The organism is Cyclobacteriaceae bacterium (genome assembly GCA_013141055.1).
In the GTDB taxonomy this organism is placed as follows: Bacteria; Bacteroidota; Bacteroidia; order Cytophagales; family Cyclobacteriaceae; genus ELB16-189.
Window position 1 is genome coordinate 3,117,795 of sequence record JABFRS010000001.1, and the last position, 20,783, is coordinate 3,138,577.

General features: G+C 43.0%; 14 protein-coding genes and 1 tRNA gene. 11 read left to right on the forward strand and 4 right to left on the reverse strand.

Features of this window, described 5'->3' with window-relative positions:
• Positions 1-38: 38 nt before the first annotated feature.
• On the forward strand, positions 39-2,048 hold the full coding sequence (locus HOP08_13830; GenBank protein ID NOT76001.1) for a PQQ-binding-like beta-propeller repeat protein: 2,010 nt from the start codon (positions 39-41) through the stop codon (positions 2,046-2,048).
• Positions 2,049-2,135: 87 nt separating this feature from the next.
• Here the strand turns inward: HOP08_13830 and HOP08_13835 are convergent, their stop codons facing one another.
• Together HOP08_13835 and HOP08_13840 are read right to left on the reverse strand one after the other, a co-directional pair.
• Positions 2,136-2,378 carry a GIY-YIG nuclease family protein gene (locus HOP08_13835; GenBank protein NOT76002.1) on the reverse strand — a complete coding sequence of 81 codons (243 nt, stop codon included), beginning with the start codon at positions 2,376-2,378 and terminating at the stop codon, positions 2,136-2,138.
• A 434-nt stretch (positions 2,379-2,812) separates the two neighbouring features.
• A tRNA-Arg gene (locus tag HOP08_13840) sits at positions 2,813-2,884 on the reverse strand.
• A gap of 117 nt (positions 2,885-3,001) precedes the next feature.
• On the opposite strand from HOP08_13840, the gene HOP08_13845 reads away from it, so the two are divergent.
• The 7 genes from HOP08_13845 (at position 3,002) to HOP08_13875 (ending at position 14,609) form a co-directional block, all read left to right on the forward strand.
• A complete protein-coding gene (locus tag HOP08_13845) occupies positions 3,002-3,331 on the forward strand; it encodes a PadR family transcriptional regulator (GenBank protein ID NOT76003.1) in 330 nt (109 codons plus the stop codon).
• Between the two features lie 2 nt (positions 3,332-3,333).
• A complete protein-coding gene (locus tag HOP08_13850; protein NOT76004.1) occupies positions 3,334-5,940 on the forward strand; it encodes an FtsX-like permease family protein in 2,607 nt (868 codons plus the stop codon).
• Positions 5,941-6,121: 181 nt separating this feature from the next.
• Positions 6,122-8,821, forward strand: coding sequence for a TonB-dependent receptor (locus HOP08_13855; protein ID NOT76005.1), 2,700 nt, complete (start codon positions 6,122-6,124; stop codon positions 8,819-8,821).
• Positions 8,821-9,981, forward strand: coding sequence for a DUF4249 family protein (locus HOP08_13860; GenBank protein NOT76006.1), 1,161 nt, complete (start codon positions 8,821-8,823; stop codon positions 9,979-9,981). Before HOP08_13855 ends, HOP08_13860 begins: the two co-directional genes overlap by 1 nt.
• Positions 9,978-11,111, forward strand: coding sequence for a DUF4249 domain-containing protein (locus HOP08_13865; GenBank protein NOT76007.1), 1,134 nt, complete (start codon positions 9,978-9,980; stop codon positions 11,109-11,111). Before HOP08_13860 ends, HOP08_13865 begins: the two co-directional genes overlap by 4 nt.
• A gap of 46 nt (positions 11,112-11,157) precedes the next feature.
• Positions 11,158-12,270 (forward strand): DUF4249 domain-containing protein, encoded by a 1,113-nt coding sequence (locus HOP08_13870; GenBank protein ID NOT76008.1) that lies wholly within the window; start codon positions 11,158-11,160, stop codon positions 12,268-12,270.
• A complete protein-coding gene (locus HOP08_13875) occupies positions 12,270-14,609 on the forward strand; it encodes a hypothetical protein (protein NOT76009.1) in 2,340 nt (779 codons plus the stop codon). The genes HOP08_13870 and HOP08_13875 overlap by 1 nt, the downstream gene beginning before the upstream one ends.
• 63 nt (positions 14,610-14,672) lie before the next feature.
• On the opposite strand, the gene HOP08_13880 is transcribed toward HOP08_13875, so the two are convergent.
• Positions 14,673-16,343, reverse strand: a complete 1,671-nt coding sequence (locus tag HOP08_13880; GenBank protein ID NOT76010.1) for a hypothetical protein — start codon at positions 16,341-16,343, stop codon at positions 14,673-14,675.
• 132 nt (positions 16,344-16,475) lie between these two features.
• Entirely contained in the window at positions 16,476-18,803 is a 2,328-nt protein-coding gene (locus HOP08_13885; protein ID NOT76011.1) for a penicillin-binding protein, read from the reverse strand.
• 169 nt (positions 18,804-18,972) lie between these two features.
• Here HOP08_13885 and HOP08_13890 point away from each other — a divergent pair, with 169 nt between their 5' ends.
• The 3 genes from HOP08_13890 to HOP08_13900 all read left to right on the forward strand — a co-directional run bounded on the left by HOP08_13890 (position 18,973) and on the right by HOP08_13900 (position 20,775).
• On the forward strand, positions 18,973-19,233 hold the full coding sequence (locus tag HOP08_13890; GenBank protein NOT76012.1) for a hypothetical protein: 261 nt from the start codon (positions 18,973-18,975) through the stop codon (positions 19,231-19,233).
• Between the two features lie 133 nt (positions 19,234-19,366).
• Positions 19,367-19,603, forward strand: a complete 237-nt coding sequence (locus tag HOP08_13895) for a hypothetical protein (protein ID NOT76013.1) — start codon at positions 19,367-19,369, stop codon at positions 19,601-19,603.
• A gap of 788 nt (positions 19,604-20,391) precedes the next feature.
• Positions 20,392-20,775, forward strand: coding sequence for a BON domain-containing protein (locus HOP08_13900; protein ID NOT76014.1), 384 nt, complete (start codon positions 20,392-20,394; stop codon positions 20,773-20,775).
• Positions 20,776-20,783: the final 8 nt, after the last annotated feature.

Genomic DNA, 20,783 nt, shown 5'->3' on the forward strand with positions numbered 1-20,783 from the left:
AACAACACGACCAGTAACAAAACTCAAACATCAATTTTATGAAAAGGAAAAGTATAATGACAGCTCTCGCCTTGTTGCTTTTCACGGTGCTGCAGGCACAGAATGTGAAAGAAGCAACATGGATCGCCACGCTTGGCGAAACCGTAAAGAACGTGCGTACGACGCAGCTCAACATTCCACTGATCGAGCTCCGGTCTGGCAATGTCGCAGCGCTGGATCCCAGCACCGGCAACGTGTTGTGGAATAAAGACATGAGATTCGTCAGTGAAGTGACTCCCGTTCAGGGCACACCATTCTCGATTGTAAAAAATCGTGAGGGCCTTTTGTTGCTGAACCTTAACGACGGAAAGACAATCGATATCTCCAGTCAGATCAAAGGCACGATGGATTCATGGTACCTGATACCTGAATCGTATGACATGGTATTTTTTTCAAAAGGCCCCGATGCATTTTTGGTCGTTGACCTCTTCAACTTCAGTGTGCGTTACAATCAGCCAGCCACCTTCAGCGAAAAAACTGGCGGGGCAGCTGCGAAACTCTCCAAGTTCGGATTGGGAATTCCCACTGCCGATGTCACGGTGTCTATGGAATGTCCTCCGATCTCCAACAGAGCAGGCGGACTTATTTATGCGGGCTCAGGAAAACTTACCAATGTAGATGGTACGGGTAAAGTGATCTGGCAAGTCGACCAGCCTAAGAAAAAGAAGGGAGGCATGATCAAAACCGTCGACAACCAGACAGAAATGCTTGTGGATGAAAATAGTGATGTGTTCTACATTCAGAAAAGCAAGAACATGATGGCTGTTAAGATCAGCGATGGCTCACCTGCCTGGTCGGACTTCTATGAAGTTAAGGGCAACGAGATCATCGATACCGGTAATGGCCTGTTGCCGATCATGCGCTATGCCGAGAAAACTTCAGGACAGGGTGGAGGTATGTTCAATAAATCGAAGATCAATCTTGTGGATGCTACTACGGGGAAAGCAGTGTGGCCGGCCGAGCTCGAGCTGAAGGGCTATATCGATCAGTACAGAATGCTGGATGATCATACCCTTGCTATTGTAACATTCAACCAGACCAATTCCCGTTTTCAGATCATTGATCTTGCTCAGGGCAAGTTCCGCTATGCTAATGAAATTGAACTGAAAGGCAGAGTGATCGATTTCATCGCCGGATCTCAGAAGATCGTTTTTGCAACATCGAAAGGCGTTGACATTTTTGAGACTGCCACTGGTAAGGACCTGCTTCCTGGTATGCAGAAGTTCGACAGCGACGCTGACATCATCAATGTGTACCGTGGTTCAATGGCTTACAACATCGACGCGAAGAACCGTAAAGTTTATGTCACAGACATGAGCAAGGGCGGCACTGTCGAGATCGTAAAGAATTTTAAGTTTGACGCGGGTGAGGCACTTGTTAAATACGATGTGCTGGCAAACGGAAATATCTTCCTTGCTTCTGCGCATCACATGCAGGTGTATTCGCCGACTGGTGTACTTGTGAAAAACCAGGCGTTCGACTTCAGTGGAAAAGGCAACGCGAAATTTGACAACGCACTTGCTGTTGTTGACAAAGTCACCAACACCGCGTTCATGGTTACAAGCCTCGCTTTGAGCGCTGCCACACTCGGCATCGGCGAAGTGACTGGCACACGGGCGGAGGCGGCACAGACAAGTTATGAGTTGATGGCTCCTGAACTCGCAGCACACAACCTCGCAAAAAATGAGCGCGCTGCTAAATACTATCTGGGCCTAAGGAAAATGAAAAAGGATCAGTCAAATACGGGATCATTTTTCGTGAGGAGAGACAAGGATGCCAAAGCAAACTACCTTAGTTATGTCTCGAAGGAGGACGGAACCGTGATCTTTGATATTCCCCTTGCGGCTGATGTTGATGAACCTGAATTTGTCATCGACGATGCAGTTGGCTTCCTGTTCTATGCACCGCGATTCAGCAGTGCCAACGCCGACTGGATGTTTGCCAACAAAAAAGAGAAAGCCCAGATGCAGAAGACTGCAGAGGGAATCGTGGGCGGATATCAGTACTAGTCCGTATCAAAAGAGACCAGCCAAATTGATGTTTGGTACTGGTTTGAGGGAGCGCCGCAAGGGGCTCTCTCTTTTTGTTGTTGTGGATTACGGAATCAATTTCTTTTTTAAGTACCGCCTTCCAGCAGCAGTCTTGAAATACTTCTCCCTTTCAATGGCTTCTTGCAACGTAGAGAATTCTTCATAGTAAACCAGGTGCATTGGAATATAAGGTCTCAAAGAAGTAGTCATTCCACTATTATGTTGTTTTATTCTAATGGCAATGTCTCCGCAATGACCTTTGTATAAAAAGTCATGGTTGTCACTTTTAAGAACGTAAGCGTAAAACATTAGTTAAAGATAAAGGGCAAGGCTTGCGACGAAGCATCCCTGAAACAATGTTTACATGATGAGTTTAAACGACATGCAATTGATTACGAAAGATCCTGAACTGAATACTTCAGGGTACGCCCAGAATCCCCCGCCTGAACGATGTCAGTCGGGCAGGGAACTGGGATCAAAAGTTTAGGAAACTTCTATTCTATCTCCGCCCGACTGGCGTCAGTCGGACGGGCCTGTCCGACTGGCGTCAGCCAGGCGGGCGTTGAACTACAGAACCAATTTCTTTTTTAAGTACCGCCGACAAAGTGTCCACTATGCGCACCTAGAATTTAGCAACATGCTATCGCACTACTACAAAAGCAAAAGGACCTTATTATTAAAGTGACAAGCCTGGCAAAAATCTCCACCATTGTAGGGAATTTGTCAGGCTTGTCACTCTATCGTAGTCCCGCCCAGAATCGAACTGGGATCAAAAGTTTAGGAAACTTCTATTCTATCCGTTGAACTACGGAACCAAAATGCCTTCAAAAGTATGGAAAACTTCTATTCTATCCCTACCCACCCGATATTATTGGCAAAAGTAAACTTAATCCCGGCCGGCCCGTATATTACAGGCAAATGTCAATTTAATCATGGGAAGAATATACCTGGGCGAATTCGAAGAGCTCATATTATTAACAGTAGGGGTTCTCTATAAAGAGGCCTATGCCGTGGCCATCTCTAAAGAGATTTCAAAGCAAGCCGACCGTTCTGTCAACGTCAGCGCTGTTCATAAATCATTATACCGTCTGGAAGAAAAAGGAATGCTCAAGTCCATGCTGAGTGATCCCGAATCCAAACGCGGCGGAAAAAGGAAACGCATATTTATTATCACCGCCTACGGCAAGAAAGCCCTGGATGAATCCATGGATCTAAGAATGAGTCTGAGAAAACAGATAACAGATCTTTCTCTGAAATGGTAAGCATGAACAAGAAGAACAACATCCCTCGTTTACCGCATACTTTCTTCAGGTGGTATTGCCAGCCCGAACGGTACGAGGAGCTGCATGGTGATCTTGAAGAACTCTTCTATGAGAGGATAGAGAAGTCAGGGTTAACAAAAGCAAAATTCCTTTACCTGATGGATGTCATCCGATGCTTTCAGCCTTACGCCTGGAAAAAACCAAGACCCTTCACTAATCATCATATTGTTATGTTCAGAAACTATTCCAAAACTTCCATCAGGAGCCTGATGAAGAATCCGCTGAGCTCCTTTATCAATGTGTTTGGACTGGCCATTGCCATCGGCATGTGTGTGCTGGTGTATTCCTATGCACGCTGGGTCAATGGTATCGATCAGTTTCACGAAAATAAAAATGAAGTCTACCTCATCACATTCTTTGAGGAGCGTGAAGGCTCTGCGCAGCAAAACGGATTAACACCGCGACCGCTTGGTGAAATGCTTCGTGAAGATTTTGCGCAGATCAGTAAGGTATGTAGGATTGAAGACGCTCCGGCAGTGTTGAAATTCAATGACAATGTATTCAATGAGAAGATCCGGTTTTCGGATCCTGAGTTTCTTCAGATGTTTACGTTTCCCTTGAAGTGGGGATCACCGGCGGGATTACAAGACCGCAATGGAATTATTCTCAGCGAAGAGATGTCAGAGAAATATTTTGGAGAAGAGAATCCGGTTGGCAAAGACATCGAAATCATTTTCGGAAAAGACAGAAGCAAGATCTTTACTGTAAAGGGAGTGGCAGCGGAGTTTCCGATGGCGCATGCTGTTCACTTCAATTTCCTCATCAATTTTGAAAATGTATTTCTTTCCTATCCTGTCTACGACAAGAGTGACTGGAGTGCATTTCTGAATGCAACGCTTATACAGGTTAAAAAACCTTCCGACCTCACGCATGTAGAGCAAGGTATGGCAAAATATAAAGCATTGCAGAATGGTCCCCGTAATGGATGGAAAGCTTCGTCTTATCAATTCGAACCTTTGGCAACGTTGTATGAGAGAGGCGGAAATATAAAAAGTGATATTTCAAGAAACAGTTATGAGAGCAATAGTAAGTCTATTGTATTCCTCTCTATCATCGGAGTGTTCATGCTTGCTCTTGCATGTTTTAATTATATCAACATTGCCATTGTATCTGCCGCCAAAAGATTGAAAGAGATCGGTGTAAGAAAATCTATCGGTGCCACCAGGAGAATGGTGATCACCCAGTTCTTATCTGAAAACATCTTCGTTACATTCTTTGCTCTCATCCTTGGGATCATATTGGGTGTAACACTTTTCATTCCTGGTTTTGAAATTCAGAATGACTTCAACATGGGCTTTACCCTATGGGACAGAAATCTGTGGATATACCTTCCTTGTGTCATGCTCTTCACCGGAATTGCGTCAGGGATCTATCCGGCGTTTTATATCTCCAGGTTTCAGGTAGTTGGCATACTAAAAGGCTCTGTTGAGTTTGGAAAGAAGAATCCTTTGACGAAAGTGTTTTTGGGATTTCAGCAGATACTGGCGTGCATTCTTATTGCGTGTGCTGTGATGTTTACCCAGAATACAAGTTATGTCGCCAACGAGAGCTGGGGATATGAGCCGCGTGAAGTATTGTATGCCGATGTAGCGGAGGATGCTGCTGCCTATGAACAGATGAGTGCCTTCATGTCTCAAAACCCGAATGTGGTGTCGCTGGCGGGATCACGTCACCATCTGGGAAAAAGAGTTTCTACCAAAGTGCTTCACACTCCTCCTAACAACCAGTACGAAGTAAATGAGCTTGCCGTTGATCCTAATTACTTTGAGACGATGCAATTGAGCATCAGGGAAGGACGTGCATTCAACAAGCATCAGGGCAGCGATAAACTTTCTGTCGTTGTCAATGAAGAGCTGGTTAAAGAGATGATGCTGACATCACCTGTCGGGCAAACTTTTGAGATGGACAGTATGCGTTATGAGATCATCGGTGTGGTGAAAGATTTTCACACCTACAGCTTCGATAGCAAGATCCTTCCAACCATTTTTACGGTAGCGGATCAGAAGGACTTTGGTTATTTATCCATGAAGGTAAGAGCGGGTCGTGAAAAGGAAACGTATGCTGCCATGCAGGCGCAATGGTCAAAGCTCTATCCTCAGATTCCTTTTCAGGGTGGCCATCAGGAAGATGTCTGGGGTGATTTCTTTGAAGAGAAAGATGGGCATGCAAAATTCTGGAATGCTGTCGCTCTTATTTCAGTGTTGCTCGCGGGGTTGGGATTATATGGTTTAATGTCGCTGAATGTTTCCGGAAGGATACGTGAATTCAGCATCCGGAAAGTTCTGGGGGCTCAGAAGAAAAATATCGGATTGAATATTCTTCGTCAGTACATCCCACTGTTCATGATAGCCTTTGCGATCGGAGGGCCGGTCAGTTATTACCTTGTTGGTTTCTTTTTTGATATGGTATACGCATATCACATACCGATGAATTTCTGGGGCGTGACCATTCCTGTTGTAGTGCTTATCATGGTGTTGCTGGGAACCGTTTCTATTCAGGTTGGAAAAGTGTCCAAATCCAATCCTGTAGAAGGATTAAAAACCGAGTGAGACGAACTTCTAATGCCCTGATAATTTCCGACTAAACACTCGTTCGCCTCCTGTCAAATATCTTTCATCAGGTGTTGAATGATGTGTCGTAATCTTCTAAATTCGGCGGAATTAAACCACACAATCGATAGAGTGACGCCCCCTCACGATACTCGCTTGTGATGAAAAACGATCCGATACTTTGCTTAGAAAACTTTTTTTATCCCTTCTTATTTGCGGTTCTCTTTCACTCAAGGCACAGGATATTCTTGAGCTGAAGCTTGATGGTACAGAACAAGGCAAATCGCTGGCAACTGTCCTTTCAGAAATTGAAAAGAAAAGCAACGCAAGATTTTATTTCCTTTCGGAATGGATACAACCCATCACGTTTCAGGAAAGCTTTGCTGGTGAGACATTAGGTGCTGCACTGGAGAGTCTTTTTTTAGGAACGGATCTTAGCTATGTGAGCATGTACCCGCATGCCGTGATCCTTGTTAAAGATCCAACCCAGGCCTTGCTTCGGAAGAGTGCGATAAACTCGGCGGTCAGGCAGAAGAAGAAAGTCGAGCAAAGGATTTTTGGTGAAGCAGGAAAGTCGAAGAAGGGTAAAGTGATCATTACCGGTAAGGTTATTGATTCAAAGACAGGAGATCCTATGCCGCGCACTAACATCCAGGTAAGCGACACACAAGGTGGAACGACCACGGATGAAAATGGAAATTACACACTATCACTTTCTCCTGGAGTGCATGTATTGAACTTCACCTTCGTTGACTATGAAGAGAAGGTCATTGACCTTGCGGCATTCACTGATGGTGTTGTCGATGTTGAACTGGCAGTGATGCCGGTGATGCTGGAGGAAATTGTAATACGCGATCTTGCGGCACGTGAGATCACCACGAGTAAGATCGGTCTTACTCAATTAAGCATTAAGGATATCAAGAGGTCGCCTTCATTTCTGGGTGAACCTGATATGATCAAATCGATTCAGGCACTGCCGGGTGTTACGACAGCAGGAGAGGCGGCAACAGGATTTAATGTTCGTGGAGGAAGCGTTGATCAGAATCTTATTCTTTATGACGGTATGCCGGTATTTAATAGTTCTCACGTCTTTGGATTTTTCTCAGCATTCAATGCAGAAGCCGTTCGCGATGTTTCTTTTTACCGTGGAGGAATTCCTGCGGAGTATGGAGGTCGTGCATCTTCTGTTCTTGACATTCGCTCCAAGGATGGTGACTATGAAAAATGGGGAGGCAGCGGCGGGATCGGAATGATCACCAGTAATTTCACGATCAACGGGCCATTGCAAAAGAAAAAAACATCGATGATGGCATCGATGAGATCAACGTATTCAAACTGGCTGGTAAATTCAGTGAAGACTGATTATGCCGATCTCAGCAAAAGCTCTGTGTTCTTCTATGATGGAACGATCAAGCTTACTCATTTATTCAGCGGTCAGACAAAACTTGCAGTAACTGGATATTCCAGCAGAGATGCTTTTCGCCTGACCGGTGACTCTACCTATTCATGGAATAATCTGCAGTTATCCGCGCGACTGGATCATCAGATTTCGCCAAAGCTTGGATCTGATTTTGTTTTTGGTGTGAGTCAGTATGGATATACGGTGGAGAATGCGGATTATCTCACAGCATCAGAACTTTCCTACAAGATCACAACATGGGTTGGCAAAGCGGGATTTAATCTTCAGCAGAATAATCATAAGATCAATTTTGGATTGAATGTTTCCTATTACCGATTCCAGCCGGGTAATCTGAAGCCAACATCCAATGTATCCAATGCAAAAGATCTTTCACTTGATAAGCAGTTCTCCATTGAGAATGCACTTTATGCGGGAGATGAATGGGCCTATAATGACCGGATATCCATTGAGGCCGGCTTGAGAGTTCCGATCTTCCTTTCGTTTGGACCAGCATCTGTGAATGTTTACAAGAGTGATGTGCCAAGAGAAACGTCGAGTATCATTGACACACTTCATTATGACGGTGGTCAGCCTGTTAAAACATATTTCGGTCTGGAGCCACGATTATCCTTTCGCTGGACAGCAACACCCACCTCATCTATAAAGCTTGGATACAATCGCATGTATCAGTTTCTGCAGTTGGTAACGAACACAACTGCGGTAACACCGGTAGACATCTGGCAGCCGAGTGGATATTATTTCAAGCCGCAACGTGCAGATCAGATATCTCTGGGATACTTCAAGGACTTTAAGGAAAAGAAGTACACCGCCTCAGTAGAAGGTTTCTATAAAGAGATTGATAACATTCTTGACTTTAAAGATGGCGCGCAATTGATTTTGAACAATCACCTTGAAACTGATTTGCTTCAGGGCAAAGGAATGTCGTATGGAGTTGAAACCTCTTTTACAAAAAGCACAGGCCGACTGACCTATAGTATTAATTATACTTATTCAAGGTCGTTCAGAACTATAGCGGGGTCCACCTCCAGTGAAACGATCAATAGCGGAAAACAGTATCCCACCAATTTTGATCAGCCTCACATTATCAATCTTTCATGGAAGTATAATTTATCACGTCGTGTATTCTTTACAGGAAATTTCACCTACCACACCGGCCGGCCTGTGACGGTACCGCTTTCAGCCTTCCCGCTGGAGAACACAACGGTAGCATATTTTTCTGAACGCAATCAATACCGCATACCCGATTATCATCGTTTAGATCTTGCATTGGTAATAGAAGGAAACCATAAGAGAAAGAAGAAATTTGAGGGGACGTGGGTGTTTTCTTTATACAATGCCTATGGGCGAAGAAATCCCTACACGGTATTCTTTAAAAGCTCCGGAAATGGAATCCCTCAGCCGTATCAGCTTTCTATTATTGGTACTGCATTACCATCCATCAGTTACAATTTCAAATTCTGATGGAAGCAAGAAGATCATACGGTGCTAAGATCATTCAGGGATTCATAGCATCGGTCTTAATAAGCGCGTGCGTTGAGCCCGTTAATTTTGATGTTCCTCCGGCACAACTGTTAACGATCGTAGATGGAATGATCTCAGACAAGCCTGGACCTTACACAGTTTTTATTTCAAGAGGCTTGCCGTTGGATGCGGATTCCACTTATCGGATTCCTTATCCGAATGTAAAAGTTGTGTTATGGGATTTCACGACAGGGACAGGAGTGAATGAAGTTTTAACGGAAGTCAGGCCGGGAGAATATATTACCGGAGGAGTCATTCAGGGTAAAGTTGGAGGGGTCTACAGTATTCGTATAGAAACTCCTGATGGAGGAATTTATGAGTCTGAGCTGGAAGTAATGTTCCCGGTAGGCGCAGTAAAAGATATTCGCTATGAGTATGAAGCCAGATCGATTCAAAAAACTTATGGAACCGTTCCGGCAGATGTATTTAAAATAAGCATTGATGCCGAGGTTGCGGAATCTGAACAAAGTTATGCGCGATGGCGCTTTAAGGGGACATATAAAGTATCGACGCGGCCTGAACTCTATTATTACATTGCACTGGAATTTCCTTTAAAGGCTCCATTTATATGCAGCGGTTATATTGTTGTTCCGCTAATGGATGATGAACCTGAACAGCCGCCGGGTGAAGGGAAGCTTGCGCAGGTGGGTCCATGTACATGTTGTATCTGTTATGTGAATGATTTTGAAACTGTTCCGCAAATATCCGATGGGCAGTTTGTGGCGGGTGAATATAAGAATGTAAAAGTTGCTGAGGTGAATATCAACACTGAAACATTCTTTGAGAAATATCTGGTAGAAATTGAGCAGATGAGTCTTTCAAAGAATGCATACGATTTCTTCAAGATCATTAAAGCACAGAAAGAGGGAGCTGCTGGTTTGTTTCAGGCACCTGCTGGTGAGGTGAAGGGAAACATCAGGGCTATCAAATTTACTCAACCAATTGTTGGGATCTTCTACGCATCCTCTATTAAGAGCAGATCAATTTACATCCCAAGAAGTGCAGTGCCCTATGCACTCACGCGAATAAAGTTTATTGATCGGCCATGTGATAAATTTTTTGACTATTCAAGCACTTCTAAACCGATCCTGTGGCAATGAAAAGTCAAAAAGAAGTTGGCTTGTTTTGGAGGATAAAGTTCCGGTGGTTACTGGTGTTTGTGCTCTTAAGCGCCTGTGTAGATCATTTGGATATTACGCTCCCTGAAGTACAGCCGATTATGATCATTGAAGGAAAGATCACCGATGATCCGGGGCCATACACCGTACTGATCTCGAAGGGGGTTTCTCTTGAAGATGACTCGCTTCTTCGTGTGCCTATTGAGAGGGCGAAGATCAAGTTGTATGACGATCTGGGAAATTCTGAGGATATGGTGGAGAATACTCCCGGAGAGTATATGTCGACGGGAGTTATCCGCGGACAGATTGGGCATTCCTATCATATTGGTGTGGAGATGGCGGACGGCGGAGTTTTTATTTCAGAGCCTGATCTTCTCTCGCCGGTGGGTGAAATTGAAGCAATCAAATATGAATTTGAAGCAAGATCCATTGAGCGCCCCTACATTGTTGAGCCAGCCAACATTTTTAAAATTTTCGTTGACGCGAAAGCAATACCTGGCGATAAGAATTATGTTCGATGGAAGTTCACGGGAACTTATAAAGTAATAACAAGACCAGAACTTCATACCTATTATCTTCAGGGGGTTCGCATCTCGGATCCAAGACCCTGCAGTGGCTATGTCGTTCGACCGGGCAGCAGTCAAATTGTGAAAGTAGATGAGTGCACGTGCTGCACTTGCTGGATCACAGAGTATGAATCTACACCCCATCTGTCGGATGGACAGTTTATCAGTGGGGACAGCTATAAAAATGTACGGATAGGAGATGTGCAGATCAGTACAGAATCTTTTTTTGAGAAATACCTGGTGGAGGCTGAGCAGATGAGTCTCTCCAAAAACGCATTTGAGTTTTTTTCTTTGGTACGAAAGCAAAAGAGTGAGCCTTCCAATATTTTCCAGGCGCCGATGGGAAATATTGCAGGTAATATATCATCTTCCAATTCCCAAATACCTTATATCGGAATATTCTGGGCAACTTCTATAAAAACGAGATCCATATATATTGAAAGGAGTGCAATTCCTTATAATCTTCCTCCTCCTAAATTCATTCCTGAATCGTGTCTTGCTTATTTTAAAAACTCATCGACTACGAAGCCTCCTTTGTGGCAGTGAGAAAAGAATTTATTTATTAGTGATTAACTTGAAGTTTTAATCTTTTATGAAAGGTAGTTTGTTAAAAAGACTAAAGACTCAATGGATTTTCACATTCATCATTCTGGGTGCATGTGTGGAGCCTATTGAGTTCAAGGTGCCGCCAGCACAACTTCAGACAACCATTGAGGGAATGATATCTGACGGTCCAGGACCTTACATTGTGAAGATATCAGAGGGAATAAGTCTGGAGGATGATTCCCTGGTCAGAGTTCCGATCAGGAATGCCAAGGTCAAGCTTTATGATGATGAAGGTCATATTGAAAACCTTACTGAAAATGCGCCGGGTGATTATTATACAGGAGGGGTCATTCAGGGAAGAGTTGGTCACGCGTACCATATCACAATAGAGACGAGTGATGGAAAGTTATTTGAATCTGAGCCTGAGATCATAAATCCTGTAGGTGCCATTGACGATATTCGCTTTGAGTATGAATCGAGATCTGTGGAGGAGAATTTTGGGACGATAGCAAAAGATGTTTTTAATATTTACATAGATTCAAAGACTATACCTGGGAATGATAATTTCGTACGATGGAGATTTACCGGAACATATAAAGTACTCACATACCCGGAGCTCCACTGGATCTGGGCGCTGGGCTATGTGTTGCCAGATCCCTACCCATGCAGCGGATGGGCATATATCGGAAGGACCTATGCAGAGCAGGTAGCTCCATGTTCTTGCTGTATTTGCTGGGCTCATGATTATGAAGATAAGCCACAGCTGTCGGATGGTCAATTAATCTCTGGTGACCGATTCAATAATGTGAAGGTGGGTGAAGTTGCTATTACCCCTGCATCATTTTATGAGAAGTACCTTGTGGATGTGGAGCAAATGAGTCTTTCCAAAACTGCATTTGAGTTCTTTAAGCTCATTCGTTCTCAAAAGGAAGGATCCTCAAGTCTGTTTCAGCCGCCATCCGGGATCATCAAAGGAAATATTAAAGCGACCAACTCGTCAACGCCTGTCGTAGGAATTTTCTGGGCGACTTCCATTAAGACTAAATCGATCTTCATTCAAAGAAGTAGTGTGCCGTACCCTATTACTCAGATTGCACAGATCAGATATCCGTGCCAGTGGTATCCTTATGCAACAACACAACAACCCCCCAATTGGTAATGAAAAAATATTTCCTTGTAATTGCTTTTCTGGGACTGCTCCTCAAGTTGTCAGCTCAGTCGAATATACCTGTGCTGACGCAGAGATATGATGCCTATCAGAAGATCTGGCCCAAAACAAAGATTCAACTAGTCTTCAGTCAGGAGAAATTTTCACCGGGAGATACCATCTATTTCAAAGCTTATTTCTTTAAGGAAGATATGAGCTATGTACCCGGGATGCAGCTGATAAACTTCAATCTTGTTGATTCGAAAGGTGCTTCAAAGCTTCATTTCCTGCTTAACACCGACAATGGAGTAGGTCAAAATCAGTTTGCTGTGCCGCAGGATATTTCAGCCGGAATCTATCTGGTCACTGCCTACAGCGACTGGATGAAGAATTTCGATACCGAATTGATTTTCAAGAAAGAGGTAGTGGTGGTAAAGAAAAATACTGTTGAACGATCCTCAGCCCTTTGGATAAAAGGTGCTCCGGAAGGCGGTCATCTGATAAGCGGCATATCTAACAGGATTGGTATCTGGAGCAATCGTGGGAGTTCATCTGTTAGTGTGTTTGATAAGTCAGGAGCGGAGTTGGGAAGCGCAGTCACCGATATGAAAGGCCTGAGCTCCATTACATTTACTCCTCAAAAAAGTGGTTCTTATTTTTTGCGTTTTGTGGGAGACACTGCTCGATTTGCTCTCCCGAAGGTTGAGGATGACGGATTGGGAATAGCGCTAACGATGAGTGACAAAGTAAATCCGGTTCAGATAGCGGTTACTTCACCGGCCACATCCACAATTCGCAAAGAACCTATCGCCGTTGTGGTAACCTCGCGTGGTAAGGTCCGGTATGCGGAAAGTATTCAAATCACAAAAGACGTTACAGCCATACAGATTCTGCAAAGTGATTTGCCGGAAGGTGTCGCCCATGTTTCATTTGTCGGCAACAATGGAAATTTATTGGCAAGCCGCGATTTTTATAGTTCTGGTAAGGGAGAAGCACAGGCAAAGATCACTTTGATCGGAAATGATTTTAAGCCGCGAGGGAAAATAAGAATGGAAATTGCCTTGACCGATGAAAGCGGGTCACCTGTTGCCGGAGAGTTCTCAATTGGAGTATTGAATGCCAGTCTGTTCACCGGGGAGCATCGTGATCATCTGACAGATGAGTTGAACATTCTTGCCGGAGCAAAAGGAACATATGTTGTGGATCGTAGTAATCCAAATTGGTTAATGAGCCTTGATAATTATCTTATCACAGTGACACAGGAAGTTGCATGGAAGGAAATATTAGCAAGAGAAATAAAGAGACCTTCCTATCCTTTTTCCAATTTGATTGAGAAAACCGGAAGAGCATACTATGCAGATACTACTGGCAGCATTCCGGTGCCGGATCTCACGCAACTGATGTTTTATCTTCAGAGAGATAAACTGCGTCACCAGACTTTTGCAATGGACAAGGGAAAGTTCTCTTTGACAATTCCAATACTTTTTGGAAACGATGAGTTCTTTTATATGGGTGAATTGAGGGGTAATGCCATTCCAAAGATCCGGATTGAGTGGGACAATGAATCAATCAGATTTCCTGCTGCTGCGGCTTCACGCGAAACGACAACTCCTGATTTCTATGCTGCTTTTGTAAGCAAGAGCCGTGTGATTGGACGATCCTATGGTTTTTATTCTTCTCCCCAGGCACTCAATGGCGGTGATGATGCTATGAACAGCGCTAATTTTGAAAAGGAAGTTGGTGGTGCTGATGTGACAATTAATATTCAGGATTACAATACTTTCTCAACTATGGAGGAATTGGTAAAAGAGATCATTCCATCATTGTCCCATCGTAAAAGGGGAGGGAAGAGTATCATTCGTGCCAGTCTGATCGAACCGATGAAACCATCTTCTGCTGATCCTGTTTACATTATCGATGGAATAGCCAACAGGAACACCGATTTTTTCCTTGCACTGAATCCTGCTGATGTCATCAATATCAAGATTGTCAAGGACCCTAAAAAATTAGTACGCTTTAAGCTGATGGGTAAGAATGGAATTGTGATGGTTCAAACAAAAAAAGGAAATGTAAGAGAGCCGTTGGATGATCCATCAAAACTAATCGAAGGAAGCAATCAGGTGATTAATTTTACTTCACACGATTACTCTATCTCAAATGATGCCCGCAAGCCTGATTTTCGCTCAACGGTTTACTGGAATCCTTCTGTAAAGACAGATTCTAATGGAAAGGCAATCGTTGAATTCTTCTCAACAGATGATGTTGGTAAAATGCTGATTAGAGTGAATGGACTTACCGATGGCGTAAAGGCTTTCTCTGCACAACAGGATGTTGAAATAGGAGTGAATTAATTGCAAAAAAAGATCCGTTGACATTTCTGCCAACGGATCAAATCAAAGCCACTAATATTCTCTCTACTTTCTGATATTCCAGACAGAAGTGTAATCACCATTGGCGATCTCTTTCTCCTTAAGTTCTCTTAAAGCTTTCTTAAATACCATCATCATATCCGATTTGCGAATGATGCTGTTAAGCTCTGCTGGAGTAATATCCTTTTTGAAGCTCACGCCTGCAGAAGATTGGATCGTTCCGGTTAGATACTTGGTGTTAGTAACCAGGCCATTCGTTTTTCCGACAATTTCAAAAGCCATTTTGGGAATCATCAATACATGTTCGCTTTTTTCGGCTTCAGAAATTTGAAGATCCATTGTCATGATCAAAAGTGCATCTGTGCCTGATTCGTTCATGATCCTTTCATTGGCACCATTCACACCATACCCTTCTGTGAGCGGCATAAACGCTGAGATAATTTTGTTATCACGGAACGAACGGGAGAATTCAACTTTTGTATTTGCATCGTCTTTGGAAAATGCTTCTACTCTCTTGTAACCTTCTGTTCCAGTGATTTTTTCAGGCGTAACAATTGTGGCATTTAATTCAGATTCAATGAGTGCCTTGAAATCAACATATACACTTTCCAGAAGAGCATCCCAAACTTCGTTAGGTTGTTGTGGGAAAACCAATGTAGTGGTCTTGGTTCTGGTGGTAGTAGTGGTGGTCTTAATTCCGCCCATTGTGCTTGAGCTTGTTGATACATCCGTTTCGCTGGATTGATGGTACGTTGTGCCGCGAATAGCAAAAGAAAGAAGTCCAATCTTCTTAACGTGTTCAAAAGGCCTGCTTAAAAATGCATTCGGTTTGTAGAAGCTGTAGTCCATGTCTACATCTGTTCCCTTTACGGTTAGGCCTGGGTTCAGTGTTGGTTCGCCAGTAACGGTCACAAACATACCATCGTCATAAGAGCTTGTGTATTGCAGATCTGAAAAGCTTCCGGATACATCTTTTGCATTTTCAGTGCTTTCAGTTCCAACTGATAAATAACTGTTTTTGTAATTGAACAGTGCTGTGCCTCCTGGCTTGATGTTGATGTTGCGGAATGCGCTGGCCGGAATAACGACCTTTGATCCTATTTTTGCATAGCAAACGTCGAACGTACTCTTCATGCTGAGCTGAGTAATAGCTAACGTAACTTTCATCATAGAATTTTCCATGGCAGCCGGATACTGAAGTTCAAGGGTTACGTCCTTCGTCAGATCCAATGCTATCTTGTCGCCACTCTGACCATTGATCGATAGTAACTTTACCCTTTTCTTGCTGGGTTCCAGCGTAAAGCTTGTGCGATCACCACCTGAAGTTATGATCTCTACTTTTCTTGGAGCATCACTTGCATCTGAAACGATGCCGTACATTCCTGAAGTTAGATATTCAACAGGCTGACCGTCTATAGTGACTGTTCCGTCTACTTTATAAAATCCGGGTTGGTTCTTCTTGGAAAGCATAACGTACACCAGATCTCCTCCCGTTTTCCAGTCTGAGAAAAAGGCCTGTGACATTGTTCCAAGCTTGACAGGATGGAGATTGCTTCCCATGCCTACAGTTGGAACCACGTCACCCAATGTCGAAGTAGACATTGTGCTGAGGCCTCCCATCTTCTTTGCCAGCTTGGCAATCCCTTTCGTAAACATATTTTGTCCGTAGCTAAGCTGACCGATCATCAGCAGCATCAAGAGTAATCTAAGTCTCATATTCAATTAGGTTAGGTTGCTTAAGTAATGATGCAATAGTCCATCATTTACTAACCTTTGAAAATACCATGCGGTGGGTATTTTGATATGAGTGCTGGTACGGAGGGAAGACTTAAAATGAAGTTCTATTCTTCAGCTTTTTCCCAAGAGTTTTTTAAAGAATCCCTTCTTGGCGGGTTTCCCAAAATCTCTTTTCTTCTCCTTGCGGGATGTGCCGAAGATCCTGTTGAAAATATTCTTATCGGACTTGAAAGACTCACAGGAGAGTTTTCTCTGTAAGTCGGATGACAGATCAGGAAAACGCGCATAGGCGATGCTTGACAGATCTTTATCCCGGTTTACATGTTGTAAAAATTCTCCAACGATGGGCAAAGCAGTTCTTGCTCCCTGACCCATCGAGGTTGATTTAAAATGGAGTAATGGTTGGTCGGCCCCAACCCATGATCCAATCACGAGCTTTGGAGTGATCGCCATGAACCATCCATCCGTGTTGGATTGAGTAGTTCCTGTTTTACCTCCAATGTCATTCGTCAACCCAAACTGGCTGCGGAGTGAAGAGCTTGTTCCTTCATTCACGGCATTCCTTAGCATGTGCAGAATGAGTTGAGCATTCTCGGAAGAAAGCGCCCGCGTGGAAGGTGATGCTTTGTAAGACTCCAGCACTTCATTCTGATGTGTGGTGATACTGGTAATGTAGTATGGCTTCACGACATTCCCCTGGTTGGCAAATCCTGTATAGGCGCTCACCAGTTCTATCATTGAAATGTCAGCTGTACCCAAAGCAATGCTGGGTACTGCGGGCAAAGTGCTTTTGATTCCCATTCTTCTTGCGAGACTGATGGTATTGCCAATGCCTGCCTTTTCAAGCACTCTGACGGAAACAGTATTAACGGAATATGCCAATGCTCCACCCATGGAGTATTTTCTTTCGTAGTTGTCTCCGGAATTTTTCGGTGCCCAATCTTCCATGTTGGTGTAAGTGGTTTTACCAGCAGAGATGTAATCGCAGGGATCCATTCCCTGTTCAAGAGCCGCTGCATAAACGATGGGTTTAAATGTGGATCCCACCTGTCTTTTGGTAGATTCATGAATGTGATCGAATTGAAAATACTCGTGATTGGTTCCTCCTATCCATACCCGTACTGAACCATCGCGTGGATCCATAGCCAATAATCCTGCGCTCAGGAATTTCAGATAATGACGGATTGAATCAATTGGACTCATCATCATTTCTTTTTCTCCATCGACGGTAAGAATGTTCATGTTGGTTGGAACTTTCAGCAAGGAGATGATCTCATCATGAGAATGTCCCTGTGCTTTGAGGGATTGATAATGAGCTGATTTTTTCAGCGCATTCTGCACAATAGAAGATTCAATCGGCAGTGGATCCGATTTTCCCCATTGCTGCTGGAATTTTTTCTGAATAGCAGTCATCTGATTTTGCATGGCGTCTTCAGCATATTGCTGAAGACGGGAATCAATGGTTGTGTATATTTTCAACCCACTGGTGTACAACTGGAGAGGTTTATCATGAGTACTGTTGTATTCATTACACCATGTTACAAGCTCCTCACGTATGTAATCTCTGAAGTAAGGGGCAAGGCCCGTATGGTGATTAATACTTCTATAGTCCAGTATGATAGGACGTGTGATCAGTGTATCGAGAGCTTCCTGGGTGATGAAATCATACTTACGCATTTGTTCAAGTACGACGTTTCTTCTGTGAAGTGATCTTTCTGGTGATAATCTTGGATTGTAATAATTGGTGGCCTTCAGCATTCCAATGAGTGTTGCGGATTGATCTATGGATAATTCTTTTGCTGATCGCGAGAAAAATCTTCTGGATGCAGACTCCAGACCATATGTATTTTCGCCAAAAGAAATGGTATTGAGGTAGAGTGTAAGAATCTCATTTTTATCGTAAACTTTTTCAAGTCTTGATGCGACAATCATTTCCCTGATTTTGTTGATGACCAGTGATCCCACCCAATATGATCTCCTGGGATAAAGATTCTTGGCAAGTTGTTGTGTTAGTGTGCTTCCGCCTCCGGATGATTCCTGTTGGAAGAGCAGGCTTTTGACAAAGACTCTTCCCAAACTTCTCTTGTCAATTGCCCCGTGTTCATAAAAGCGGACATCTTCTGTAGCAAGAAGAGCATTGATGGCAGACGGTGAAAGATCTTCATACCGGATGTTTGATCGTTCCTGTATAAAATACTGTCCAAGTAAAACGCTGTCGGCACTATAGACTTCTGAAGCGGTTGGATTTTCCAGCAAAGACAGTTCTTCCTTATTGGGTAATGATCCCAATGCGCCTGTCCATATGAGGATAAATAGAAAGAATATACCGACAATCATAGCGGTAAGGACTGTTCCGAGGAGTATGAATCCTTTTTTCCAGGACCAGGGGCTTTTTAAAAACTGAATGATAATGAAGTAATAGTCAGATAGTCTGCTCACGAAGGGTTGGTTTACTGCCACTCTATTTAAATAGTCTGCCAACCGAATAGACGTTTTAAAAACGCAATAATTAAACGATTTAGTATAGGTGTAGAAAAATCTCCACATCGATAGAGCTTGGCCGAGTTGATTTTTTTAGAAAATGAGTAGATTGAATTCCCGTTGATGTATGGCCAATCCTGATCTTTCAAATAGACTTCTCAAGCCTTACGTCAGACTAAGTAAAATAATACTGATTCCTATTCTCGCTTACGTTGCATTTATTTTGCTGCGCGTATTAACTGGATTTGAAGGAAGAAGAACAACTCATGATCATAAGCCGGGTGAGTTTCATCTATCAGCAGTAAGTTTTGATTTTTCATGGGAGACCACGTTGGTTCTCAGCGCTCTGTTCTTTTTAACACTTTATATTATCATCCAGATTTTGTAGCAAGGGCTGAGGATGAAAGCAGGCGGATGGAGGTTGATAGAAATCAGCTTGTAATTGAAACTCCTGTGTATTGGATGACAATGAATTTAAATAAAGCCGATAGCATATCTTTTAAGATCTCTGGATTCTGGAGTTGGATATTGAGTGGATAGATTCATTACCATTATTTTATGTTTCCCTGATCATCATTCTTTTCATTGGGAGCGTCACAAATCCTTCCTTTGCAGAAAGTGTGGTGGATGCTTTCCAGCTTCCATTTAAGCCCTTTACTTTTTTTGATGAATACTTTGAAAGAAAAAGACTGATCTGGCTTAAGAGCAGGTCTTATGTTAAGATGAAGTATATAAAAGAAAAGAAAGAGCGGAAGTAATCAGGGAAATTACGGAGAGAATTTATTCCACGTAAATTCTACCAGTCCAAAATTTTCTACACACAAATCCGTGTGTATATATTTTTCTCATCATGTGAATTTTATTGCATCTCTCAAATAAGTCTGATTCAGAGACTTAAGTGCATCCGTTTGCTTAGATATATTTAACTGGTTCTGGTATAATTTTTTTGCACTATTTCTTGTTGCGCAACAACAGATATTAAAAATTAATTACTAAAAACCTATATATGAAAAATCAACATAATAGCAGGAGGAATGGAAATAACCATTCTAACCAATCCAATCACTCCAATAATTCCAATCATGCCAGTTGGATGAATGAAAGCAGAGATAACAGGGGCCGATTCACTTCGGATGATGATTATTCCGGAAACCAGGGCTTCCGTTCGGATTCGCGTCACTTTAATGATTCAGATTACGGTAATCATAATGAAGGAGACCAAAGAAGCAATTATAGAAACGACGACCACGATAATACGTACTCGCAAAATCGCCGCAACCAAAATAGTGAGTACAGAAGCCAGGATTATAACAGTTCCAGAAATTCAAACTGGGAGGGTCGCAACTCTGGTTTAAGTAATCAAAGTGGATATTCTCAATCTTCTTTCGGTGGCGGAAGCGGGCAGTACGGAGATTCTTATGACGGAGGAAGAAGTCGAGGATCATTTAATGAGTATGACAATCGCGGAGACTATGCATACGGCAAAGACTTCTATGATGATTCTAGCAGCCGGTCATTTGGGAATGAAAATGGAAGAGGTTCTTCTATGAGAAACAGTTCTTTTGATTCTGATAGAAATGAACAATCACATCGTGGAAAGGGACCGAAGGGTTATAAACGTTCTGATGAGCGTATTACAGAAGATGTGAACGACAGACTTTCAGATGACCAGCACATTGATGCGTCAAATATTGAAGTGTCAGTTGAGAAAGGTGAGGTAACACTGAAAGGTACTGTTTCCAGACGTGAAGAGAAGCGTCATGCTGAAGATATCATTGAATCTATTTCAGGAGTAACCAATGTTGAGAATAAGATCCGTGTATCAAGCGAGAGATCTTCAGGTTCTTCAAAGGATTTATCTGATTCAAGGGAATCTAAATCAGAAATGACATCTGAGAAATCACGAAGCAAAAACGGAGTTCATGCTTAATTGCTAAT

What these genes read in the sequence shown, in the direction of transcription:
- HOP08_13830 (NOT76001.1), top strand. Translation starts at nt 39, where the DNA reads ATGAAAAGGAAAAGTATAATGACAGCTCTCGCCTTGTTGCTTTTCACG.
- HOP08_13835 (NOT76002.1), bottom strand. Translation starts at nt 2,378, where the DNA reads ATGTTTTACGCTTACGTTCTTAAAAGTGACAACCATGACTTTTTATAC.
- HOP08_13845 (NOT76003.1), top strand. Translation starts at nt 3,002, where the DNA reads ATGGGAAGAATATACCTGGGCGAATTCGAAGAGCTCATATTATTAACA.
- HOP08_13850 (NOT76004.1), top strand. Translation starts at nt 3,334, where the DNA reads ATGAACAAGAAGAACAACATCCCTCGTTTACCGCATACTTTCTTCAGG.
- HOP08_13860 (NOT76006.1), top strand. Translation starts at nt 8,821, where the DNA reads ATGGAAGCAAGAAGATCATACGGTGCTAAGATCATTCAGGGATTCATA.
- HOP08_13865 (NOT76007.1), top strand. Translation starts at nt 9,978, where the DNA reads ATGAAAAGTCAAAAAGAAGTTGGCTTGTTTTGGAGGATAAAGTTCCGG.
- HOP08_13870 (NOT76008.1), top strand. Translation starts at nt 11,158, where the DNA reads ATGAAAGGTAGTTTGTTAAAAAGACTAAAGACTCAATGGATTTTCACA.
- HOP08_13875 (NOT76009.1), top strand. Translation starts at nt 12,270, where the DNA reads ATGAAAAAATATTTCCTTGTAATTGCTTTTCTGGGACTGCTCCTCAAG.
- HOP08_13880 (NOT76010.1), bottom strand. Translation starts at nt 16,343, where the DNA reads ATGAGACTTAGATTACTCTTGATGCTGCTGATGATCGGTCAGCTTAGC.
- HOP08_13890 (NOT76012.1), top strand. Translation starts at nt 18,973, where the DNA reads ATGGCCAATCCTGATCTTTCAAATAGACTTCTCAAGCCTTACGTCAGA.
- HOP08_13900 (NOT76014.1), top strand. Translation starts at nt 20,392, where the DNA reads ATGAGAAACAGTTCTTTTGATTCTGATAGAAATGAACAATCACATCGT.